Genomic DNA, 19,599 nt, shown 5'->3' on the forward strand with positions numbered 1-19,599 from the left:
AATTATGACAAAAGGAAAAAGAAAAGAAAGTAAAAGAAGCCCGACCTTTTGTAGTAAAAAAGATTTGTTAAAGCAAGGCGATGAAAAATGTCCTCAACCTAATGATATAATAGCCTATTCAACGCAAATAATATTAGATGGACAATGTAGTATACCAGAGACTAAACCAGATAAAGAAAAAATTATAGCTACTCACCATAATATTAAAGTAAAAAAAGTTGAGACTATAGATTCATCGGAAGTAATAGATGGTAATGAAATTCGAGGGAAGAAAGTTATAGTAGCTGGTATATTTAATTTAGGAATTGAATATTCAGCTAAAACTCCAGACCAAAGGGTTCATTTTTTTCATTGTTCTTTTCCTTTTCAAGCAATTGTATTTCAAAAAGTTGAGGGTGAAGAGCGACTTTTCCCAGTTGATTTTAATTTAGAAAATTATTTAGTTCATGTCTGTGTGGAAGATTTACAAGTAGAGCAGATTGATGAACGAACAATTGATAGGGCAGTTGTTCTTTTGATTTGGTTGCAGCCAAAAGAAGATTGTTAGGAGGTGAAAATTATGGATTGTCGGCAAAGTTCTTGTCCGGGACCTCCTGATGCTTCTAAACAAATAACAATTGATCATCCCTTAGTAATACCAGAAGAAAAGCCGCCGCAGGAATGTATTTTAGATTATTTTGTGGAATTTAAATTTACTAAAACAAAAGTAATTTCTACTAATGTAACAGTAGGGGATCCACCACAGCAATTGCAAAAGGTAATTGTAATGGGAAAAGCACAGATATTTGTTAAATATGTAGGAGATACTGAAGAAGGGGATCAACCAGTACATGCAGCACATTTTAATGTTCCTTTTGATGCTTTAATTGAATGGCCGGGAGGCCCACCAGCAGGAACCCCCGTTTGTGTTTGTGCAACTGCAGAACATTTTCAGATAGATCCTCTTGATGAAAGACATTTGTTTAAAGTTTTAGTTGTAAAATTAGATGTTTTTAAAAAATAGTTATATCTATACCAGGGCCAATAAAACTTGGCCCTGGTATTTTTAATGGGTAGCAGTAAAAATATCCAAAAATGTTTGTTTTTTTATGTAAAATCAATTGAAATTGTTTCATAAGTATTAATAAGATAGGAGGGATATCGATGGCGAATTTGAATGACTTAGTAGAGTTTGTAGGTGTAGCAGATGAATTTCCTTGTTTAGAAGGAGAAGAAGATCATTGGACTCAGTTGTCAGTAGCAGAAACTTTAGAAATTCCTGAGCAGAAACCAGATATGGAACAGATTGCTAAAGTAGTAGTAGAAGTAGAACTTATTTCACAGCGGGTAGTGAAAACTCCAGTTTCGTATTGCGATAATTTAGCGGGCAATAAATTAACAGGGAAAAAATTGATTCTAGAAGGATATTTACGACAGAAAGTGTTTTATGTAGCAGATGTACCTGAACAATCGCTTCATGTAGCTCATTTCAAAGTGCCATTTTCTACTTTCGTGGTTATTCCAAAAACTACTAGTTTATATTCTAAATTCAGGGTTGATCCCTATGTAGAAGATATATTTATTAAAATGAATAACAACCGTGAAATTTTTAAGAATATTACACTATTTTTACACGTAATTCCCACAGATTGCCAATGCTGCTAAAAATCAACTTGCACAAAGTTTTTTTTAAAATAATAAGTTATGAGTGTAAGCAAAAATAAGGAGGGAAAATGATGGGCAATAAATCAACAGATTTTGTGAAGATTATTGGTGAGTGTGATATTGAGGATATTGATTTAAGCCAAGGGAACTTTACTCAAGTAGCAGTCCCAGAGACTTTAGAAATTCCAGAACAGAAACCGGATGTAGAACAAGTTCTGAAAGTAATGCTAGAGGGGAAAGTAACTAGTGTAAGATTAGTAGCGACTCCAGAAGGTGAAAGTGCTAGTGGAATTAAAAAAACTGGTAAGGGGTTAGTGGTAGAAGGTAAACTTCATCAGAAAGTAGTTTATGTAGCCGAGACTGATGAAGGTGACCAACCGGTTCATTCTGCAGAATTTAATATTCCTTTTAGCACATTCATTCCAATTAATACTTGTTTACTACCAGGTTCTGAAGATCAAATTGATGTAGAAGTTTGCATTGAAGATGTTTATGTAGAAATGCTTGATCAAAGAACTATTTTTAAAAATGTGACTATTTTGGTAAATGCAATTGTTCCCGAAAATGAGCCAGAAATAACTATTTTAGAACCTGTTTTTTTAGACCCAGCTAATCCACCAGAGTTTTCTGTGGGAACAGAAATTCCAATTAAAGTTGAAGCATCTGATTGTGAATGTATAGACCGGGTGGAGTTAGTTGTTTTAAATCCAGCTGATAATTTAGTATTTGAAGAAAGTGTCGTGGCGAATGGTAAAACAGAATTATTAACTGATTTTAATTGGGATACGACAGGTCGTGCTCCAAATGATTTTACCGTAATAGCTACAGTTTATGATTGTGCTGATCCTGCTAATGAAACTAATGATACAATTACTATTGCTTTAGTTTAGAGCAAAGTAATATTAAGAGGTTTTTAGCTAGAGAATAAAAAAACAAAGATAAAAGAGAAATAAATATAGATTTCAAAAGGAGGTAAAAGCATGGCGTGTATGGTAAGTGATTTTATTGAAGTAGTAGGTGTGTGTGAAGTTGATGCGGTTGATTTGAGTGATCAAACTTTCAAACAAATTGCTATTGAAGAAACGGTAACTATTCCAGATCAAAAGCCAGATATAGAGCAAATTTTAAAAGTTGTTGTAAGTGGAGAAATAACTAGAACGAAAGTAATTAAAACTCCAGTTCGTAAAGATAGTGCAGAAAATATAATTCCTTCTGCTGGTGGGCAAGAATTAACAGGAAGAAAATTAATTATTGAAGGAAAATTGCGTGAAAAGATTGTTTATGTGGCAGATGTAGAAGGGGGGAGCCAGCCAGTTCATTCTGCAGAATTTGAAGATATTCCATTTAGCACTTTTATTGTATTACCAGAAGATACTCCGCTAGAAGCTCGTTTTAATGTAAAAATTTGTGTTGAAGATGTTTTTGTTAAAATGTTGAGTCCCCGAGAAATATTTAAAAATTTGATTGTTTTATTTGTAGCTAAAGAAAAATAAATAATTAGAAACAGATAAAAAAAGGAGGTAGAAATATGGCTTGTGTGTTGAGTGATTCAATCGAAATTGTAGGGATCTGCGAAGATTTCCCTAATAATTGTCAAGGGGCTTTTACACAGTTGAAAGTTCCAGAAATAGTAGAGATTCCGGAGCAAAAACCAGATATTGAACAGATTATTCAAGTTTTAGTTGAAGGCATAGTAACTAATTTAAAACTAATTCAAACTCCAGTCGGCGATTCTGTTGAAGGTGAGTATTTAACGGGAGAAAAATTGGTGATTGAAGGTAAAGTACATCAAAAGATTGTTTATGTAGCAAAAACTGAAGAGGGAGACCAACCAGTTCATTCAGCAGAGTTTGATATTCCATTTAGTACTTTTATTGTTGTGCCTGATTGTTATATTGGAACTGTAAAGCCGGGTAAAGAAGATGATATTAATGTTCAAGTTTGTATTGAAGATGTATTTATTGAAGAAATTAACCCTCGAGAAGTGATTAAAAGTAGTTTGTTATTTATTAATGCTATCTTTCCCCCCGAACAAATTGCACCAACTTTAGCATTAGATGTAGAACCTACTTCAGCTGCCCCAGGAGATAATATAATTATTAGAGTTGACGTTGCTGACAATTGTTTATTAGATAGAATAGAAATAGACATTATTGATGAAGATGATAATCTAGTAGATAATTATGGTCAATCTTTACAAGGGGAAAATAGTGCTGAAGTTACTCATATTTGGGATACAGCTATTTTAGATCCAGGAGAGTACACAGTTGAAGCGACAGTTTATGACTGTGCAGGGAATGAAACTTTTAGTACAGAAACTGTGACTTTAACATAATATATACTGTTTAAAAAGTGTCCAATTCTGGGCACTTTTTTATTTTGGGTAAAATCTATATTAAAATAATTACTGCTAACTAATGATTAAAAATATAGTTTGTAGTTTAAGAAAAAAGTAATTAATATTAATTTATATGTTGGGAGAATTGTTTCACAAAATAGAAAGATTTCAAATTATAAGCAAATTTGATAAATGTAAGCTACTTAAAGAGGGGAAAGTTTTAAATATATAGATTAATTGTTTAATTGTTGCTGGATTATCGATTAGTCTGATTATGAATTTAAAACTGCTAAATAAAAATAGGGCAAATAGAATATAAAAAACTAATTTAAAAAGCAAAAGTGTAAATTTATCTAGTAATTGTAACATATTGTTGACTTCTTTAATAAAAGATCATCTGAAGTAAGTGGTAATTAATATTTATAGTATTTGATTTTTAATCTATTTTATGTATTGTTTTTTTATTGTTAAGTACAGTTTTTACTTAGTCACTTATGAACATAAAATAATAAATAAAGTAATTATTGACACTCTGCGGGGCAAGCCCACGCAGATTCCTTATTCGTAGAGAATTGCCTACTCAAAGCATACCAAATGGTAGATCAAGTTAGGTCTTATGCTCTCTCCAAAGGCGTAATTCGGGTAAGCCCTACCCTAATGAAACTAATTTATACCTCTCTCTAATTTACCTTGTTGTAAAAGATTTAAACTAGCATTTACATCTCTATCGTGAGTAGCTCCACATTTACAAGTCCAACTACGAATTGATAAGTCTTTTACTTTAGGATTTTTATTACCACATTCTGAACAAGTTTGGCTACTAGCAAAAAATCTATCTGCTTTGTGTAAGATACAATCATACCATTTACTTTTATATTCAAGCATAGTAGTAAACATATTCCAAGCACAATCAGAGATGTGTTTAGCTAGTTTAGAATTTTTTAGCATCCCCTTCACATTCAAATCCTCTATGACTAGAAGTTGATTCTCCTTCGTTAATCTAGTGGACAATTTATGAAGGAAGTCTTTACGAATATTCTTGATTTTAGTATGAACTTTAGCAATTTTCTTTTTAAGTTCATGCCAATTATTACTACCTTCTTCTTTACGAGCTAGTTTCTTTTGTAGTTTGGCTAATTTATCTTCGTATTTAGATAGATGTCCAGGATTTGAGATATGTTCTCCATCAGAGGTAGTTAAAAAATCTTTAATTCCTAAATCTAATCCTAGTTCTCCTTGATTATTATTAACAATTGTTTTTAGAATCTGTCTAACATTAATAGAGATATAATACTTACCTGTTTTAGATTTAGAAACTGTAACATTATTTATTTTGCCCTTAATTTCTTTAGATTTAGCAAACTTAACCCAAGATAGCTTAGGCAATTTGATGCAATTATCTTTTATTTCAATATTAGTGCTACCACTAGGTCTAATGAATTTTTGTGTTCTATAAGACTGTCTAGCTTTTCTTTTAGATTTAAATTTGGGATAATTATATTTGCCACTAAAGAAATTTTTAAATGCTCTATCTAGGTCTTTAAGAGATTGTTGTAAAGCTATACTATCTACTTCTTTTAACCACTCATATTCTTTTTTTAGTTGAGGTAATTGTCTAGAATATTTAGTATATGATTTATATTCATTATCTTTAGCTTTGGCTAAAAAATCATTATAGATGAATCTAGAACAACCTATAGTCTTATCAATTAACTCCTGTTGTTCTTGATTAGGATAAATCCTAAACTTATATGCTTTATTAATTGCTTTGAATTTCTTAATCACTATCTTCACCTCGCTTTCTAATTAGAATTTTGATTTTGAATATATCTCTTAATAGTTTGAGAGCTTACATTACCAATCGTACTAACAAAATATCCCTTACTCCAAAGCGAACCACAACGAGCATAGAATTTCTTTAGTTTTGGATATTCTTTAAATAATTTTATTGCAGAAATACTTTTTAAAGTCCTAACTATGTCAGTAGGTGCTACTGTTGGTTTAGCTGATAAAAAAATGTGTATATGGTCTGGCATTACTTCTAATTCTAAAATTCCATATTGATATTTGTTACATATATCAGCAAAAATATTTTTTAATGATTTTTTTATATTACCATTTATTACTTCAAATCTAAATTTAGGACACCATACAAGATGATATTGTACTAAATATTTACAATGACTTAAACTCTTATAGTTATTATTCATCATTAGTCAACTCGTATTTCTCTTGTATAGCTCTACGCATTAAATCTAAATAGGTTAATGTCTTTTCTTCTTCCACAGAGTATATTCGTGCTAAATTCTCAAGTTCATCTTTCCATTCTTCTAGAATAGAAATATTAATTTGTGTTTTGCTCATTAGATACCCCCTTACATATATATTATATCAAAATATATTATATATATGTAAATAGAAAAGTAGTTTTATAGAAAGTTGGGAGGATATTATATTTTTTAAGCAATATTTAATTGCATTAAAAAATATCGGCATTCAGCCAGAGGGCAAGCCCATCTGGTTTTCTGCCGATAAAATCTATAACAGAAAAAAACTAAATTATACTACAATAATGATTTTGATTAAATCTTAATCTTTAAGCAGAGATTATATTTTGTTATAATTAGAATGAAGATTAATAAAATATAGCATATAGCAATTGAATCTTGAAAATAATTTAATTTTAAGGAGGAAATTAACAATGGGACAGATTGTAATTCCATTAGCAGATGGATTTGAAGAAACAGAAGCAATTACAAATATTGATGTGTTAAGAAGAGCTGGTTTGAATGTAGTAACTGTTTCTTTAGGTAGTTTAACTGTCCATGGTGATCATGGTATTGATGTACAAGCTGATCAGAATATTTCTGATCTTGATTTAGATCAAGTAGAAGGCATAGTTTTACCAGGAGGTATGCCAGGAGCTAAGCATTTAAAGGAAGATAAACGAGTTGTAGAATTAGTAGAAAAATTAGATGAAGAGGATGGATTAGTAGCAGCCATTTGTGCAGCACCGATGGTTTTAGAAGAAGCAGGTGTGATAGAGGATCGGCCGGCGACAAGTTATCCTGGTTTTGATGAACAGATGCCTTCTTGTCGTTATCAACAGGACAGAGTAGTAGTTGATGATAATTTAGTTACAGGACGTGGCCCTGGTGTTGCTTTAGAATTTGCAATTAAAATTGTAGAATTAATTGTAGGTCAAGATAAGGCAGAAGAATTAAAGGCAGCAATGATCACTAACTTTTAATTTAGCAGTAGTTTAAGTATAAGCTTGAGTTTAAGGGGCTGGCTTCTATTCAAGGAGTTGGCCCTTATTAAGTTTAAGTATAAATAAATAACTAAAAGTTTGCTACCTTAAGCTTAACCTTAGCCTTAACTTACCCCGAGGGAGTGAAAAGAAATGAAAATGCTTGTATTTAAAATGAAAATAATAGATGAATCAGAAGATAGTTATTTAATTCAAATCAGTCGGAATAATCAAAGTACAGAAATTATGTTCACTCCTGAAACTAAAGATTTAAAATATTGTAGTCAAAATGAAGTGACTGAATTATTGCGGGACCATGAACAACAACTTAGAAAAGTTTTACATACTAAACGTCCTGATAGTTATTATATAGGATTTGAGCTAACGTTTTCTTTTCGCTATGATAAAGATGTCATAGGATTCAATAATAAAAATAAATTGGTAGTGCTTGATAAAAGAAATTCAGAAACGAAAAGTTATGTAAAAGATAATTATGAATCGACTATTCCCAAAATTTATACTGATGGTAGTTTTTTAGAAAAGTTTGATAAAGGAGCCTATGCTGTAATAATTAAAACTGCTGATGATTCTTATGACTATTATACACAACAGGTAGATGTCAGAAATAGTGGGTTAATAGAATTATTAGCTGCTATGAAGGGAGTAGAACTTTTAGACAATAAGGATAGAGTTAGAATAGTCACTGATAGCCAGTATGTAAGAAAGGGTTTAACAGAATGGATTGTTAATTGGAAACTTAATAATTGGCGGACGGTTAATGGCGATAAAGTTAAGAATATAGAATATTGGAAAGAATTTGACCAATTAACTGCAGGAAAATATATAGAATTTGCTTGGGTTGAGGCTCATTCTGATCATTTTGAAAATGAGTTATGTGATTTGATGGCTAAAGAAACTGCTTTAGATTCTTAGAAATTGCAAAGAAATCGTTTCTGTGGTAAGATTAATAATTGGTGAATATTACTTAGGGAGTGAGAAATGATGAATCAAAATAAAAAATTAGCTTTAAGAGGATTAATGATAGCTCTGGTAACAGTAGCAACTTATTTGATTAGGATTCCAATTCCTGCTACAAGTGGATATATCAATGCTGGAGATAGTATGATTTTTTTGGCTAGTATTGTTTTTGGCCCGCAGGTTGGTTTGATTGCAGGAGGATTGGGATCAGCATTAGCTGACCTATTAGCAGGTTACGCTCAATATGCTCCTATTACATTAGTTGTTAAAGGTTTAGAAGGTTGGGTAGTAGGTAAAATAGCCCTACAAACTGCTAAAAGAGCAGAGCTAAATATAAAAGACATAGTAGCTATTTTAGTTGGGGGAGCAGTAATGGTGATTGGATATTATTGTGGAGAAGCCATTTTGTTTAAAAGTTTAGTTGCTCCAGCTGCAGAGATAGTGCCAAATATTGGTCAAGCTATTGGTAGTGCTGTAATCGCTTTACCATTGATTTATGCTATTTTAAAGACTGATATCGTTGAAATAATAAATGAATAATAATAAATTCATATTTACTTGTAATTTGATATAAAAAGGGTGATTATTGTGGAAGCAGGTAAAATTAAAATTGATGAATTAAAGGGATTAGTTTTAGACCAAATTAGTAGTAATAATCCTGATGTATTAGTAGGACCTAAAGCCGGCGAAGATTCAGCGGTGATTGACTTTGGTGAATTTGTAGCAGTAATGTCAACTGATCCTATCACAGGAGTTCAAGAAGGAATGGGCAGTTTAGCAGTCAATGTTGCTTGTAATGATATTGCCGCTAATGGGGCTCATCCAATTGGAATTCAGCAGGCTTTATTAGTTCCGCCGGAAATAGAACAAGAAGAGATTATAGCAATTGTAGAAGATATTAATGATGCAGCACAAAAGTTAGGAATTGATGTGTTGGGGGGGCATACAGAAATCACAGATATTGTAAAACAACCTTTGGTTTCCTGCACAGCGATTGGGAAAACTACTAAGGACAAATTTGTAACTTCATCTGATGCAGAAGTGGGTGATGATATAGTAATTACTAAATGGACAGGTCTCGAAGGAACTTCTATCCTAGCTAGTGATTTTGAAGAGAAATTATTAGACTTAGGGGTGAGTGAAGAAGACCTGCGGTTGGCCCGTGATTTAGCTGCAGATATTAGTGTGATTCCTGAAGGTATGATTGGAGCTGAATTAGAAGTTAATTCTATGCATGATGTGACTGAAGGTGGACTTTATGGTGCACTTTATGAGCTAACTGATGCAGCAGAAGTAGGATTTGAAATTTGGGAAGAAAAAGTGCCAGTTCATCCAAGTACTGAGGCTATTGCTCAAGCATTAGAGATTAATCCGTATCATTTAATTGGATCAGGAATGATGATTTTAACTACTTCTAAAGGAGAAGAACTGATAAATACATTAAAAAATGATGGAATTAAAAGTACTAAAATAGGCAAGATTAGTCCTCAAGATAAAGTCATACATAGTAATGAGCAAAGTAAGAAATTAGAATCAATTCCTGAAGATGAATTATGGCGTGTTTTAGCTGATGCATAGGGGGATAAATAGATTATGAAGTGGTCATTACCTAAACATTATAATAGAAGAATAGCTAGAGCGATAGCAGAATTTGATTTAATAGATGATGGTGATAGAATTTTAGTTGGTTTTTCAGGTGGGAAAGATAGTGCTTTTTTAGTCTATTCATTGGCAGTTTTACAAGAACATTTAAGTTTAGATTTTGATTTAAGAGTATTAACAGTGGATTTAGGTTTTGATGAAGAGGCTGATTATACGAAATTAGAACAGTTTTGTAATAAATTAGAGGTCGAATACGAGGTCAAAGAGACTGAAATAGCTAGAAGTGTACGACAAGCTAATCAACCTTGTGCTAAATGCTCTTATTTTCGTAAAGGAGTAATGACTAATTACTGTCAAGATAATGATTTTAATAAAATAGCTTTTGGCCATCACTATGATGATGCTGTAGAAACATTTTTAATGAGTATTTTATATTCAGGGCAAATAAAGACTTTTCGGCCGAATACTTATTTGTCTGAAAGTGAAGTAAATGTAATTAGACCATTAGTTTATTTGCGAGAAAAAGAGATAGTAACTGCTCAAAATATTATGGAGTATGAAGCAGTAGAAAGTCCATGTCCTTACGATGGGGATACTAAGCGGGAAGAGATAAAAGAGTTAATCCAAAGTTTTGCAGACAAAAAACAAGTCTTTTATAATTTAGTAGCTGCAATGAGGGAAGGTAATGAGATTGAATTATGGCCAGAAGAGTTAAGTAGAGAAGAACTAAAAGATGAAGTAAATAATTTATGGCAATAATCCTGGGTTTTGGCTCAGGATTTTATTTTTACGATAAAGTACAATTATTACTTAGTCACTTATGAACATAAATATAAATAAAAAATAATAACAATGAGATAGTAAAATATTTAGTGCTACAGCTAAAACTTACCTTTGACATTTAAGCAATAATAATAGAAAATAATATAGTAAGTTAAGATTATCAAACCACTAGAAAGGACTAGTCATTATGGGTACTAATTATAGGGGTAATTTATTATGTAAGTTACTCACATACTTTTTAATTTTTACTTTACTATTTCCTGTATGTGCAGGACTATTATTTATTGAACCAGTTTATGCAGATGATGGTACTACAAATAGCTTATGGTCGTTACTAAAAGGTTTACTTATGCTATTGGGGTTTTCTTTTCTATCTGATAGAGTAAGTGAAGATACCATTGATGATACTTATCAACCAGCGGCTAAAGAAGAAGACTCTAATTCTAGTGGTTCATCATTAAGGTTGGACTTAACGCAATCAGAGGTTGATACTTTTGCTAAAATAGTCCATGCAGAAGCAAGAGGGGAACCATTTATGGGACAAGTAGGAGTAGCGGCAGTAGTAATCAACCGAGTGTTAGATTCTCATTTTCCTAATAATATTACTGATGTTATTTATCAAAAACACAATGGGAAATATGCTTTTTCAGCAGTTTGGGATGGACAAATCTATTTAGAAGCAGATGAGAATGCCTATGAAGCAGTAGATTATGCTTTAAATGGTTTTGATCCAAGCCGCGGTTCGTTATATTATTATAATCCAGTAACTGCTACAGATGGCTGGATTTTTGATAACACTGAGGAAATTAGAACAATCGGTAATCATGTTTTTGCTAGATTAAAAGCTTGAATTTTAGAGGTGGCTACTATGTGGCTGCCTCTTTATTTATTAAAAAGATTTTTGTTTTCTTTATTTTTAGCAGGAAAATATTTAGTGCTAAAGAATAGTATTAAGTACAGTTAATTAAATACATATCAGAAAGGATTAAACAATGAGTTACTATTTAATTATTTTATCAGGATTGATGTTAGGACTTCCATTTGTAATACCGCAATTTGCTTTATTAGCTTGGATTGGTTTAATACCAATGTTAAAAGGATTGGAGAATAGATCTTGGCAGCAGAGTCTAAAATTAGGATGGCTATTTGGGATTACTTTTTTAACAATTAGCAGTAATTGGTTAATGGAGCCGATTATTAAATTTAGCGGTTATCCCTTGATAGTATCAGCCTTAATATTTTTTATTTGTGCTGCAATTTTAGCATTATACTTTGCTTTATTTGCGGTTATTTTGAATTTTTTACAAAAACAATTTAACGTAGCACTATTAATTTTAGTCCCTATTGTTTGGACAGGGGTAGAGTTTTTACGTAGCATATATTCTTTTCAATTTCTATTTGCTTTCTTAGGATATACCCAGAGTTTTATACCAGAAATGATTCAATTTGCTCAAGTAGGGGGAGTTTATTTAGTTACATTTATTATTGTATTAGTTAACACAATTTTTTATGTAGCCTGGCAAACAGATAAACAAAAAACAAGTATGATTTATGGGCTAATTGCTATTTTAATTATAGGAGGAGTTTTTGCTTACGGTCGATGGGAGTTAAATCAAATTTCATCTACTAAAACTAATTTTAGAGTCGGGATTGTGCAGCCGAATATTCCGCAGCATAAAAAACTAGATTCAGATTATTATAGCCAATTAGAAAAAAAGTTAGTGAGATTATCAGAAACCGAAATACAAAAAAATAAGCCTGACCTCTTAGTCTGGCCTGAAACTGCTATTTTAAGAAGCTATAACTTAGATAGAAAGTTTCCATATTTGAAGGATTATAGAACTCCATTATATGTTGGTGGCTTTGTGCGGCAGGGAAATGGACCTTTAAATAGTGCTTTATTAGTTAATGACCAAGGGGAAATAGTTAATAGATATAGTAAGAATATTCTTGTTCCGTGGGGAGAGTATGTTCCTTTTCCTAATATTGTACCAGATTTTATTGAAACTAATCTTAATCATATTACTCCTGGTAAAGAGAAAACGGAATTTAATTTAAAAAATGTTAGTTGGATAGGAGCAATTTGTTCAGAAATTTTAAATCCAGATTATATTAGAGACGCATATAATCAAAATGATTTTATTATTAATATTTCTAATGAAGCTTGGTTTGGGGATAGTAGTGCTCCAAGACAGGTCTTACAGGCTGCTATATTCAGAGCAGTTGAACATCAAGTTCCAGTAGTTAAAATTGGTAATACAGGAATCAGTGGCTTAATTAGTCCTCAGGGAAAAATACTTAAAAAAACTGAATTATTAACTACTGAAACTCTAACAGTTAAAGTAGAATTACCAAAAAGAGAAGAAACAATTTATTATCTTATCGGTGATATTATAGGCCGCGGAAGTTTAATAGCAATTATACTTCTATTATTAATTGCTGCTTATCAAAGATACAATAGCAAAGAATAATTAAATCGCTGCTTAAGCTGGGATTTAATTTAACTGAATATCATCCCAGGTTTATTCAAGTTTTTTAGCTTGGTCTTGATCTATATATTTACTAGAAGTACTGTGCTTAGCTCCTGTGATTTTCTTTTTTAAAAAAGAAAATATAAGCACAAATAAAGTAGTAGCTAGAGTAATAATAATCATCCATAAAATTGCTTTAATTGAAGTTAAAGAATGGATATTTTTAATCTTGATTAATTCTATTTTGCTTTGATTATAAAAATTAGCAGTAAAGATTAGCAATGCAGATAAATAAATGAATGAACTAGTGATATAACTAAATAGAATAATAAGGAACTTTTTTGCTCCAGAAAAGAATTCTTTTAATAATAAAATTGATTGTAAAATAACTGCAATCATAAATGCTCCTGCTACAATTAATTCTAAATTCATAGGGATCACTCCTAAATTAAAATGTTGTATTATCTTTATTTTAACATATTAGCAATTAATAAATCAATTTTATATTCGACAATTAGTTGCAAACTATTGGTAGGTTTGTTATAATTGTTAATAGATAAAAATTAAATATTTGCACTAGGGGAGTTCAATTAGAACTGAGAAAGGATTTTAATCCTTGACCCTTTGAACCTGAACTGGTTAATACCAGCGTAGGAAAGTTGAGTTTATAACTTTGAGAACACAATTCCTAGGCTGGGGGTTGTGTTTATTTATTTTTTTGAATGTAGAGAAATAAATTTAATTAGGGGGGATTACTATGAATAGTCAACAGATTAAAAAATTAGCGGAATCAGGAGTTTCTTTAGCTTTAGCAGTAGTGTTAGGTTTTTTTACTATCTATAAAATGCCTCAAGGTGGATCAGTATCTTTAGAAATGTTGCCGATTATTTTTATTGCTTTACGCTGGAGTTGGAAAGATGGAGTAATGTTGGGAACAGCTTATGGAGTGATGCAAATTATGTTTAGTAATTCTATTTTCCATTGGGCCCAGGTGATTTTAGATTATCCAGTTGCTTTTGCCTTATTAGGATTGGCAGGAATAGTTGGTAACTTGGCTCAAAAGGATTCTTTAGCAGAAAAAAGTCGGATTATTAGTTTAGGAGTTATTTTAGCTGGAAGTACAAGATTTATTATTCACTTTTTATCTGGTATGATATTCTTTGCAGAATATGCTCCAGAAGGGCAACCAGTGTGGCTTTATTCTTTGGTGTATAATGGAAGTTATATGATTCCTGAAACAATTATTACTTTAGTAGTTATGGTTATGCTTAATAAAGTCTTAGTTAGTAATTATTCTTTAAGTCAAGTAGGCCAGGAATATTAATATGAGTCGGGCGGTTATATTTCTAAATGGCGAGTTAAAAGGGGATAAAGAATTTTATCAAAATCATATTAAAGATGATGATACTATTTTTTGTGCTGACGGGGGAGCAGAATATACTTATCAATTAGACTTAATACCAGAATTGATTCTAGGAGATTTAGATTCTATTTCTGAAGAAGTGATTCAATTTTACCAGCAGCATAATATAAAATTTAAAAGATTCCCGATTGAGAAGGATAAAAGTGATACTCAGCTGCTATTAGAACTGGTCATAGACGAAGGTTATGAAGAAGTTATTTTATTTGCAGCTTTGGGTAAAAGATTTGATCATGCTTTAGCTAATCTATATTTATTAGAAGGGGTTTTTAGAGAAAATGTAGATGTTAAAATTATTACCCCTAATAATCATATTGAAGTAATAAAAGGCAGAAAAACTATAGAAGAGAAAGCTCAGAAGACTGTTTCTTTTTTACCTCTTAGTAATGAAGTCACAGGTGTTAACTTAATTGGATTCAAATATGAATTAGAAAATGGCAACTTAAAGCGAGGGGAAACTTTAGGACTAAGTAATATTATTGAAGAAAATGAAGCGCAAATAAAAATTATAACTGGTACTTTATTGATGATAATTAATAATTGATCTTAAGTCTGACTTAAAAATAGTCAGACTTTATTTTTTTTTGCTTTTATGTTAAACTAAAGATTACCTAAGGAGGGATCTTTTTTGAATAAAGAAGATATTGATAGGGATGAATGTATTTTAGCTGCGGGAAGTGTACCTTGCACTAATTGTGGAGAATGTTTAATTTGCGATTTAGATGAAAGTAAAAAGTGTGATAACTGTATGGAATGTGTAGATATGGAAGGTTTTAATGCTGTTGGAATTTCAGGAGTAGATTATGATAGTGAGGAAGGAATGAATCTTTAAAAGAGCATAGTAGCTAAATAATTACAAGGGGGTCTTATCATGAAAATAGCAGTCATCGGTGGAGTAGCTGCTGGGACAAGTGCAGCAGCCCGGGCCAAACGAAAAATGCCGGAAGCAGAAATAACGATCTTTGAACAAGATACAGATATTTCTTATTCTGGTTGTGGTTTACCTTATTATATTTCTGATTTAATTGAAGACCGAGAAGATGTGATTATTTATACACCACAACGTTTTGCTGAAAAAAAAGAAGTAGTAGTTAAATCTCAACATCAGGTACAAGAAATCAAACCCCAAGCCAAGAAAATAATCGTAAAAGATTTAAAGAACGATAAAATTCAAGAAGTAGATTATGATAAACTATTAATTTCTACTGGTGCTAGTCCAATCGAACCTCCTATCGACGGTTCAGAATTAGAAAACATCTTTACTTTAAGAAATGTCAATAGTGCTGATAAAATTAAAGATTTTATTGCAACAAATAATCCTCAACAAGCTGTAGTAATTGGTGGAGGCTATATTGGATTAGAAATGGCAGAGAACTTATTAGAGAGTAATATAGATGTAACAGTAGTTGAACAAGCTAAACAAATATTAACGAACTTTGATGAAGATATGGCCAATATTGTAGAAGACCATTTAGTTGATAAAGGTGTTGATGTAGTAACTAATGATGGTGTAGAAAAATTTGTTGGAGAAGAAACAGTTGAAAAAGTAATAACTGCTTCTGGGGAAGAGATAGAAACAGATTTTGTTCTATTATCGATTGGAGTTAAACCCAATGTTGAATTGGCCCAAGAAGCAGGTATAGAGCTTGGTGAAACTGGTGCAATTAAAGTTAATTCAAAACTAGAAACTTCTGCGCCAGATGTTTATGCAGCTGGTGATTGTGTAGAAACAAAACATATGATTACGGATGAAGCAGTTTGGATTCCACTAGGATCAACTGCTAATAAACAAGGTAGAGTAGCTGGTAGTAATCTAGCAAATCTTGACGATGAATTTAAAGGTGTATTAGGTACAGCAATTAGTAAAGTCTGTGATTTAGGGGTTGCTAGAACTGGTTTAACAGTTAAAGAAGCTGAAGACGCAGGTTATCAGGTAGTATCTTCTCAAATAAAAACTAGAAATCATGCTGGATACTATCCTAATGCTAAAATACTTACAATTAAACTAGTAGTAGAAGAAGAAACTGGATTAATATTAGGAGCACAGGTAATCGGAGAAGAAGATGCAGATAAGAAGATAGATGTTTTAGCTACAGCAATTTATAATGAAATGAAAGCTGATGAATTAATTGAGCTTGATTTATCATATGCGCCGCCATTTTCTATTCCTAAAGATGGATTAATGGTTGCCGGTATAGTAGCAGACAAGAAGCGTCAATAAATTAACTCTACTGACAAAACTTTCTTTTGTAGAAAATTGAAGTCTTTGATATAATGATTTCAATTATTGCTCTATGAAAGGGGCCCTCTGATGAAAAAAGCATCAAGAAATCATTTGCAAGTTTTTGAGAAAATATATTCTTCAGAAATTATCAGAGAAAAAACAGAGGATCAAATAAGTTGGGAGTCAGAATATTTAAGGTCATTACGAGATGTAGTTAGTAATGAATCTAGTTCTTCTCAAAATTGTTTAAGGCGCTTCAATGATTTTGATTTATCAAGTTTAAATTGGAGAAAATTATCGTTTATCAGTTATTTACTTAGTCTTTTACAAAAAGAATCAAAATAAGTTAAAAGCCCTGGGTTTCCAGGGCTTTTATATTTTATATTTAATTTTTTATTTTTATAACAGGTGGGGAGAGAATTATTGTTGTTGACTAGCCACATTATCTTCATAGTGTTGAATCATTCTTTTTACCATTTCACCGCCCACAGAGCCACATTCACGAGAGGTCATATTACCCCAATAGCCAGATTGATAATCATTTGAAATATTTAGTTCTTGAGCTACTTCTAATTTAAATTTATCCAAAGCAGCTGCAGCAGCAGGATTAACTAAGCGATTGTTATTATTTCTGATAGACATGATTCTCACCTCCTTAAATATTTTCTATTATTATTATCTACTATATTTTATTTTTAATACAAGTTAAGTTTTAAAAAAATTGTTTTTATTTATAGATAGGAATAAAATCTTGTTGAAAAAAGGTAATTTTCATTTCTTATCGAAATTATTAACTAGTACAAATAATTTATTATGGAGGTAGCTAATATGAGCTCCAACTGTAATTTAGATTTAATTGAATATAATTTAGAAGCATATATTAATATAATCAAAAATTCTCCCATTGGAATCTGTATTACGGATAAAAATGGGTTTTTTGAATATGTAAATCCTAAATATTGTGAATTATATGGTTATAATAAAGAAGAATTACTAGGTGAACATTTTTCACTAGTGACTACTAAAAGAAATAAAAAGAAATTAACCGACTTACATGATAAATTCATTAATGATTCAACTGAAATAGAAGGAGAATGGGAAGTTATAGATAAAGAAGGAAAGCATATGGTTATTTTAGCTAATGCTGCTAAAATACTTGGGCAAGATTGTGAAGCAAGAAAAGTAACATATGTAATTGATATTACTGAAAAGAAAAAATTTGAATGGGAACTACAAGAAAAATATTCTGAATTACAAGAGAGTACAGAAGAAATTAAGGCTATGAATCAAGAATTAGAAGAAAAACAAGAAGAAATAATGAAAAAGAATCAGAAATTAAATGAAAATATAGCTAAGGCAAAGAAATTACATAAGAATTTATTACCGAAAAAATTACCTAAAATAGATAATTTAGATATTGATGTTTACTATAAACCAGCCCAACAATTAGGTGGAGATTTTTATAATTTAATTGAAATTGAAGGTTATTTATTATTTTATGTAGTTGATATTACTGGACATGGAATTGATGGGGCGTTATTAAATGTTTTTGTCAGAGAAACTATTAATAGTTTTTTACATTCACACTCTGGTAATAATTTATCTTCTGCTCAAATACTTAGGTTTTTATCTAGAAAATATCGTGAAGAAGGTTTTCCTGATGATTATTTTTTATGTATTATGTTAGGAATATTAAACAAAGATACTATGGAATTAACTTATAGTAATGCTGGAATTCATATTCCGCCATTATTAAGTACAGCAGAAAATGAGATTAGCTCTTTAACTGCTTCTTCTTTACCTATTTCTAGTGCTTTTGATATTCAATCTTTAGAAATTGCAGAAGATAGTATCAAACTAGAACCTAATAATAGTTTGTTAGTTACTACAGATGGTTTAATTGAAGAAGTACATGGTGAAGAATTATATGGAAGAGAAAGATTAGCTTGGCTATTTGAAGAATACGCCAATTTATCTGCTCAAGAAATAAGCCAAGAAATTAAAAGAGATTTTAAAGATTTTACAGGGGATTTAGAGAGTCAAGACGATATTACTTTTTTAATTATTAAGTATCAAAATTAATTTTATCAGGAGGTCAGAATAATGAAGATAATAAAAAATAAAAAAAAGATATATATTATCCTATTATTATATATAGTCTGGATTGTTATTTCATCTAATCTATCTTTACCATCATTAATATTAGGGTTATTTATTTCTTTAAGTGTTAATTTAGTTATTAGTTATAGTTCTTTTACTATTAAAGTAGCTGAAAAATTTATTAGGAATTTCTTTTTATTTGCTTATTATGGTGTAATAATTGCTATCCAAGTTTTTATTGCTAGTTATAAAGTTGCTTGGTTTGTTTTAAATCCTTATAAGAAATTTAATCCAGCTATTATTAAGACTGATATAGATTTAGGTGAAAAAAATAATATTATGAAATTAACTATTTTGGCTAATATAATCACTTTAACTCCAGGTACAGTAGCAGTTTCAGCTAATATTAATAATAATCAATTATATATCCACTGGATTGATATGGAAGGTGGTACAGAAGAGGAGATGAAAGAAAAAATGGTCAGTAATTTCGATGAAATTGTAAGGAGGCTATTTGCATGATAGAAATTATTATGATTGCTATTTTATTAGCAATTGCTATGACTTTTTATCGTGTCCTTAAAGGGCCAACTGTCTTTGACCGGATTGCTGCTGCAGATACAATAGGGATTATGTTTTTATTGATTTTAGTATTATTAAGTCTCTATTTTGAAAGAGAGATCTTTATTGATGTAGCAATTGTATTTGCATTATTGTTATTTACTGATACACTAATTATGGCTAAATATTTTAGTAATTAAACAGGAGGGGATTAGAATTATTGAGATA

The 19,599-nt window shown here is 30.9% G+C and carries 26 protein-coding genes and 1 riboswitch; of the genes, 21 read left to right on the forward strand and 5 right to left on the reverse strand.

Translation table 11 applies throughout. The annotated features are described in order from the left end of the window. The first annotated feature begins 4 nt into the window (after nucleotides 1-4). The 6 genes from JOC47_RS07255 to JOC47_RS07280 all read left to right on the forward strand — a co-directional run bounded on the left by JOC47_RS07255 (nucleotide 5) and on the right by JOC47_RS07280 (nucleotide 3,979). A complete protein-coding gene (locus tag JOC47_RS07255; protein ID WP_204701398.1) occupies nucleotides 5-547 on the forward strand; it encodes an SPOCS domain-containing protein in 543 nt (180 codons plus the stop codon). A 12-nt stretch (nucleotides 548-559) separates the two neighbouring features. Then, a complete protein-coding gene (locus JOC47_RS07260; protein WP_204701399.1) occupies nucleotides 560-1,003 on the forward strand; it encodes a DUF3794 domain-containing protein in 444 nt (147 codons plus the stop codon). Between the two features lie 140 nt (nucleotides 1,004-1,143). Next, complete coding sequence (locus JOC47_RS07265; RefSeq protein ID WP_204701400.1) at nucleotides 1,144-1,644, forward strand: DUF3794 domain-containing protein; 501 nt, start codon at nucleotides 1,144-1,146, stop codon at nucleotides 1,642-1,644. A 71-nt stretch (nucleotides 1,645-1,715) separates the two neighbouring features. Continuing rightward, nucleotides 1,716-2,534, forward strand: coding sequence for a DUF3794 domain-containing protein (locus JOC47_RS07270; RefSeq protein ID WP_204701401.1), 819 nt, complete (start codon nucleotides 1,716-1,718; stop codon nucleotides 2,532-2,534). A 90-nt stretch (nucleotides 2,535-2,624) separates the two neighbouring features. Continuing rightward, nucleotides 2,625-3,137, forward strand: a complete 513-nt coding sequence (locus tag JOC47_RS07275) for a DUF3794 domain-containing protein (protein WP_204701402.1) — start codon at nucleotides 2,625-2,627, stop codon at nucleotides 3,135-3,137. 35 nt (nucleotides 3,138-3,172) lie between these two features. Continuing rightward, a complete protein-coding gene (locus JOC47_RS07280; protein WP_204701403.1) occupies nucleotides 3,173-3,979 on the forward strand; it encodes a DUF3794 domain-containing protein in 807 nt (268 codons plus the stop codon). A 666-nt stretch (nucleotides 3,980-4,645) separates the two neighbouring features. Here the strand turns inward: JOC47_RS07280 and tnpB are convergent. The 3 genes from tnpB to JOC47_RS07295 are packed head-to-tail and all read right to left on the reverse strand — an operon-like array spanning nucleotide 4,646 to nucleotide 6,346. Continuing rightward, nucleotides 4,646-5,767: an IS200/IS605 family element RNA-guided endonuclease TnpB gene (gene tnpB, locus JOC47_RS07285; protein WP_204701404.1), complete on the reverse strand. Its 1,122-nt coding sequence runs from the start codon at nucleotides 5,765-5,767 to the stop codon at nucleotides 4,646-4,648. 17 nt (nucleotides 5,768-5,784) lie between these two features. After that, nucleotides 5,785-6,195, reverse strand: a complete 411-nt coding sequence (tnpA, locus tag JOC47_RS07290) for an IS200/IS605 family transposase (RefSeq protein ID WP_239550977.1) — start codon at nucleotides 6,193-6,195, stop codon at nucleotides 5,785-5,787. Further along, nucleotides 6,185-6,346, reverse strand: coding sequence for a hypothetical protein (locus JOC47_RS07295; protein WP_204701405.1), 162 nt, complete (start codon nucleotides 6,344-6,346; stop codon nucleotides 6,185-6,187). Before JOC47_RS07295 ends, tnpA begins: the two co-directional genes overlap by 11 nt. 337 nt (nucleotides 6,347-6,683) lie before the next feature. Between JOC47_RS07295 and JOC47_RS07300 the strand changes: the two genes are divergently transcribed. From JOC47_RS07300 to lnt, 7 genes are all read left to right on the forward strand, one after another. Then, nucleotides 6,684-7,232 carry a DJ-1 family glyoxalase III gene (locus JOC47_RS07300; protein WP_204701406.1) on the forward strand — a complete coding sequence of 183 codons (549 nt, stop codon included), beginning with the start codon at nucleotides 6,684-6,686 and terminating at the stop codon, nucleotides 7,230-7,232. A gap of 153 nt (nucleotides 7,233-7,385) precedes the next feature. Beyond that, nucleotides 7,386-8,165 (forward strand): ribonuclease H family protein, encoded by a 780-nt coding sequence (locus JOC47_RS07305; RefSeq protein WP_204701407.1) that lies wholly within the window; start codon nucleotides 7,386-7,388, stop codon nucleotides 8,163-8,165. Between the two features lie 69 nt (nucleotides 8,166-8,234). Beyond that, nucleotides 8,235-8,750 carry an ECF transporter S component gene (locus JOC47_RS07310; protein ID WP_204701408.1) on the forward strand — a complete coding sequence of 172 codons (516 nt, stop codon included), beginning with the start codon at nucleotides 8,235-8,237 and terminating at the stop codon, nucleotides 8,748-8,750. Between the two features lie 48 nt (nucleotides 8,751-8,798). Next, nucleotides 8,799-9,788: an AIR synthase related protein gene (locus JOC47_RS07315; protein ID WP_204701409.1), complete on the forward strand. Its 990-nt coding sequence runs from the start codon at nucleotides 8,799-8,801 to the stop codon at nucleotides 9,786-9,788. Nucleotides 9,789-9,803: 15 nt separating this feature from the next. Continuing rightward, nucleotides 9,804-10,571 carry a tRNA lysidine(34) synthetase gene (locus JOC47_RS07320; RefSeq protein ID WP_204701410.1) on the forward strand — a complete coding sequence of 256 codons (768 nt, stop codon included), beginning with the start codon at nucleotides 9,804-9,806 and terminating at the stop codon, nucleotides 10,569-10,571. 211 nt (nucleotides 10,572-10,782) lie between these two features. Beyond that, on the forward strand, nucleotides 10,783-11,445 hold the full coding sequence (locus JOC47_RS07325; RefSeq protein WP_204701411.1) for a cell wall hydrolase: 663 nt from the start codon (nucleotides 10,783-10,785) through the stop codon (nucleotides 11,443-11,445). Nucleotides 11,446-11,587: 142 nt separating this feature from the next. Then, complete coding sequence (gene lnt, locus JOC47_RS07330; protein WP_204701412.1) at nucleotides 11,588-13,066, forward strand: apolipoprotein N-acyltransferase; 1,479 nt, start codon at nucleotides 11,588-11,590, stop codon at nucleotides 13,064-13,066. A gap of 51 nt (nucleotides 13,067-13,117) precedes the next feature. On the opposite strand, the gene JOC47_RS07335 is transcribed toward lnt, so the two are convergent. Further along, entirely contained in the window at nucleotides 13,118-13,498 is a 381-nt protein-coding gene (locus JOC47_RS07335) for a hypothetical protein (RefSeq protein WP_204701413.1), read from the reverse strand. A 136-nt stretch (nucleotides 13,499-13,634) separates the two neighbouring features. Next, nucleotides 13,635-13,740: riboswitch (TPP riboswitch) on the forward strand. 83 nt (nucleotides 13,741-13,823) lie between these two features. Here JOC47_RS07335 and thiT point away from each other — a divergent pair. The 5 genes from thiT to JOC47_RS07360 all read left to right on the forward strand — a co-directional run bounded on the left by thiT (nucleotide 13,824) and on the right by JOC47_RS07360 (nucleotide 17,055). Next, nucleotides 13,824-14,390 carry an energy-coupled thiamine transporter ThiT gene (thiT, locus tag JOC47_RS07340; protein ID WP_204701414.1) on the forward strand — a complete coding sequence of 189 codons (567 nt, stop codon included), beginning with the start codon at nucleotides 13,824-13,826 and terminating at the stop codon, nucleotides 14,388-14,390. Between the two features lies 1 nt (nucleotide 14,391). Beyond that, entirely contained in the window at nucleotides 14,392-15,030 is a 639-nt protein-coding gene (locus JOC47_RS07345; protein WP_204701415.1) for a thiamine diphosphokinase, read from the forward strand. Between the two features lie 84 nt (nucleotides 15,031-15,114). Next, nucleotides 15,115-15,318 (forward strand): hypothetical protein, encoded by a 204-nt coding sequence (locus tag JOC47_RS07350; RefSeq protein ID WP_239550978.1) that lies wholly within the window; start codon nucleotides 15,115-15,117, stop codon nucleotides 15,316-15,318. Between the two features lie 39 nt (nucleotides 15,319-15,357). Continuing rightward, a complete protein-coding gene (locus JOC47_RS07355; RefSeq protein ID WP_204701416.1) occupies nucleotides 15,358-16,707 on the forward strand; it encodes an FAD-dependent oxidoreductase in 1,350 nt (449 codons plus the stop codon). A gap of 90 nt (nucleotides 16,708-16,797) precedes the next feature. Beyond that, nucleotides 16,798-17,055 (forward strand): hypothetical protein, encoded by a 258-nt coding sequence (locus JOC47_RS07360; protein WP_204701417.1) that lies wholly within the window; start codon nucleotides 16,798-16,800, stop codon nucleotides 17,053-17,055. 75 nt (nucleotides 17,056-17,130) lie between these two features. On the opposite strand, the gene JOC47_RS07365 is transcribed toward JOC47_RS07360, so the two are convergent. After that, nucleotides 17,131-17,352 (reverse strand): alpha/beta-type small acid-soluble spore protein, encoded by a 222-nt coding sequence (locus tag JOC47_RS07365; RefSeq protein ID WP_204701418.1) that lies wholly within the window; start codon nucleotides 17,350-17,352, stop codon nucleotides 17,131-17,133. Between the two features lie 186 nt (nucleotides 17,353-17,538). Between JOC47_RS07365 and JOC47_RS07370 the strand changes: the two genes are divergently transcribed. The 3 genes from JOC47_RS07370 to JOC47_RS07380 are packed head-to-tail and all read left to right on the forward strand — an operon-like array spanning nucleotide 17,539 to nucleotide 19,571. Beyond that, complete coding sequence (locus tag JOC47_RS07370; RefSeq protein ID WP_204701419.1) at nucleotides 17,539-18,792, forward strand: SpoIIE family protein phosphatase; 1,254 nt, start codon at nucleotides 17,539-17,541, stop codon at nucleotides 18,790-18,792. Nucleotides 18,793-18,813: 21 nt separating this feature from the next. Next, nucleotides 18,814-19,332, forward strand: coding sequence for a Na+/H+ antiporter subunit E (locus tag JOC47_RS07375; protein WP_204701420.1), 519 nt, complete (start codon nucleotides 18,814-18,816; stop codon nucleotides 19,330-19,332). Continuing rightward, nucleotides 19,329-19,571 (forward strand): MrpF/PhaF family protein, encoded by a 243-nt coding sequence (locus JOC47_RS07380; protein WP_204701421.1) that lies wholly within the window; start codon nucleotides 19,329-19,331, stop codon nucleotides 19,569-19,571. The genes JOC47_RS07375 and JOC47_RS07380 overlap by 4 nt, the downstream gene beginning before the upstream one ends. The last annotated feature ends 28 nt before the right edge of the window (nucleotides 19,572-19,599 follow it).

This window comes from Halanaerobacter jeridensis (assembly GCF_016908315.1).
Lineage (GTDB): Bacteria > Bacillota > Halanaerobiia > Halobacteroidales > Halobacteroidaceae > Halanaerobacter > Halanaerobacter jeridensis.

What these genes read in the sequence shown, in the direction of transcription:
- JOC47_RS07280 (WP_204701403.1), top strand. Translation starts at nt 3,173, where the DNA reads ATGGCTTGTGTGTTGAGTGATTCAATCGAAATTGTAGGGATCTGCGAA.
- JOC47_RS07270 (WP_204701401.1), top strand. Translation starts at nt 1,716, where the DNA reads ATGGGCAATAAATCAACAGATTTTGTGAAGATTATTGGTGAGTGTGAT.
- thiT (WP_204701414.1), top strand. Translation starts at nt 13,824, where the DNA reads ATGAATAGTCAACAGATTAAAAAATTAGCGGAATCAGGAGTTTCTTTA.
- JOC47_RS07365 (WP_204701418.1), bottom strand. Translation starts at nt 17,352, where the DNA reads ATGTCTATCAGAAATAATAACAATCGCTTAGTTAATCCTGCTGCTGCA.
- JOC47_RS07295 (WP_204701405.1), bottom strand. Translation starts at nt 6,346, where the DNA reads ATGAGCAAAACACAAATTAATATTTCTATTCTAGAAGAATGGAAAGAT.
- JOC47_RS07355 (WP_204701416.1), top strand. Translation starts at nt 15,358, where the DNA reads ATGAAAATAGCAGTCATCGGTGGAGTAGCTGCTGGGACAAGTGCAGCA.
- JOC47_RS07370 (WP_204701419.1), top strand. Translation starts at nt 17,539, where the DNA reads ATGAGCTCCAACTGTAATTTAGATTTAATTGAATATAATTTAGAAGCA.
- JOC47_RS07325 (WP_204701411.1), top strand. Translation starts at nt 10,783, where the DNA reads ATGGGTACTAATTATAGGGGTAATTTATTATGTAAGTTACTCACATAC.
- JOC47_RS07335 (WP_204701413.1), bottom strand. Translation starts at nt 13,498, where the DNA reads ATGAATTTAGAATTAATTGTAGCAGGAGCATTTATGATTGCAGTTATT.
- JOC47_RS07375 (WP_204701420.1), top strand. Translation starts at nt 18,814, where the DNA reads ATGAAGATAATAAAAAATAAAAAAAAGATATATATTATCCTATTATTA.
- JOC47_RS07265 (WP_204701400.1), top strand. Translation starts at nt 1,144, where the DNA reads ATGGCGAATTTGAATGACTTAGTAGAGTTTGTAGGTGTAGCAGATGAA.
- lnt (WP_204701412.1), top strand. Translation starts at nt 11,588, where the DNA reads ATGAGTTACTATTTAATTATTTTATCAGGATTGATGTTAGGACTTCCA.
- JOC47_RS07305 (WP_204701407.1), top strand. Translation starts at nt 7,386, where the DNA reads ATGAAAATGCTTGTATTTAAAATGAAAATAATAGATGAATCAGAAGAT.
- JOC47_RS07255 (WP_204701398.1), top strand. Translation starts at nt 5, where the DNA reads ATGACAAAAGGAAAAAGAAAAGAAAGTAAAAGAAGCCCGACCTTTTGT.
- JOC47_RS07360 (WP_204701417.1), top strand. Translation starts at nt 16,798, where the DNA reads ATGAAAAAAGCATCAAGAAATCATTTGCAAGTTTTTGAGAAAATATAT.
- JOC47_RS07260 (WP_204701399.1), top strand. Translation starts at nt 560, where the DNA reads ATGGATTGTCGGCAAAGTTCTTGTCCGGGACCTCCTGATGCTTCTAAA.
- JOC47_RS07320 (WP_204701410.1), top strand. Translation starts at nt 9,804, where the DNA reads ATGAAGTGGTCATTACCTAAACATTATAATAGAAGAATAGCTAGAGCG.
- tnpA (WP_239550977.1), bottom strand. Translation starts at nt 6,195, where the DNA reads ATGATGAATAATAACTATAAGAGTTTAAGTCATTGTAAATATTTAGTA.
- JOC47_RS07310 (WP_204701408.1), top strand. Translation starts at nt 8,235, where the DNA reads ATGAATCAAAATAAAAAATTAGCTTTAAGAGGATTAATGATAGCTCTG.
- JOC47_RS07380 (WP_204701421.1), top strand. Translation starts at nt 19,329, where the DNA reads ATGATAGAAATTATTATGATTGCTATTTTATTAGCAATTGCTATGACT.
- JOC47_RS07300 (WP_204701406.1), top strand. Translation starts at nt 6,684, where the DNA reads ATGGGACAGATTGTAATTCCATTAGCAGATGGATTTGAAGAAACAGAA.
- JOC47_RS07345 (WP_204701415.1), top strand. Translation starts at nt 14,392, where the DNA reads ATGAGTCGGGCGGTTATATTTCTAAATGGCGAGTTAAAAGGGGATAAA.
- JOC47_RS07275 (WP_204701402.1), top strand. Translation starts at nt 2,625, where the DNA reads ATGGCGTGTATGGTAAGTGATTTTATTGAAGTAGTAGGTGTGTGTGAA.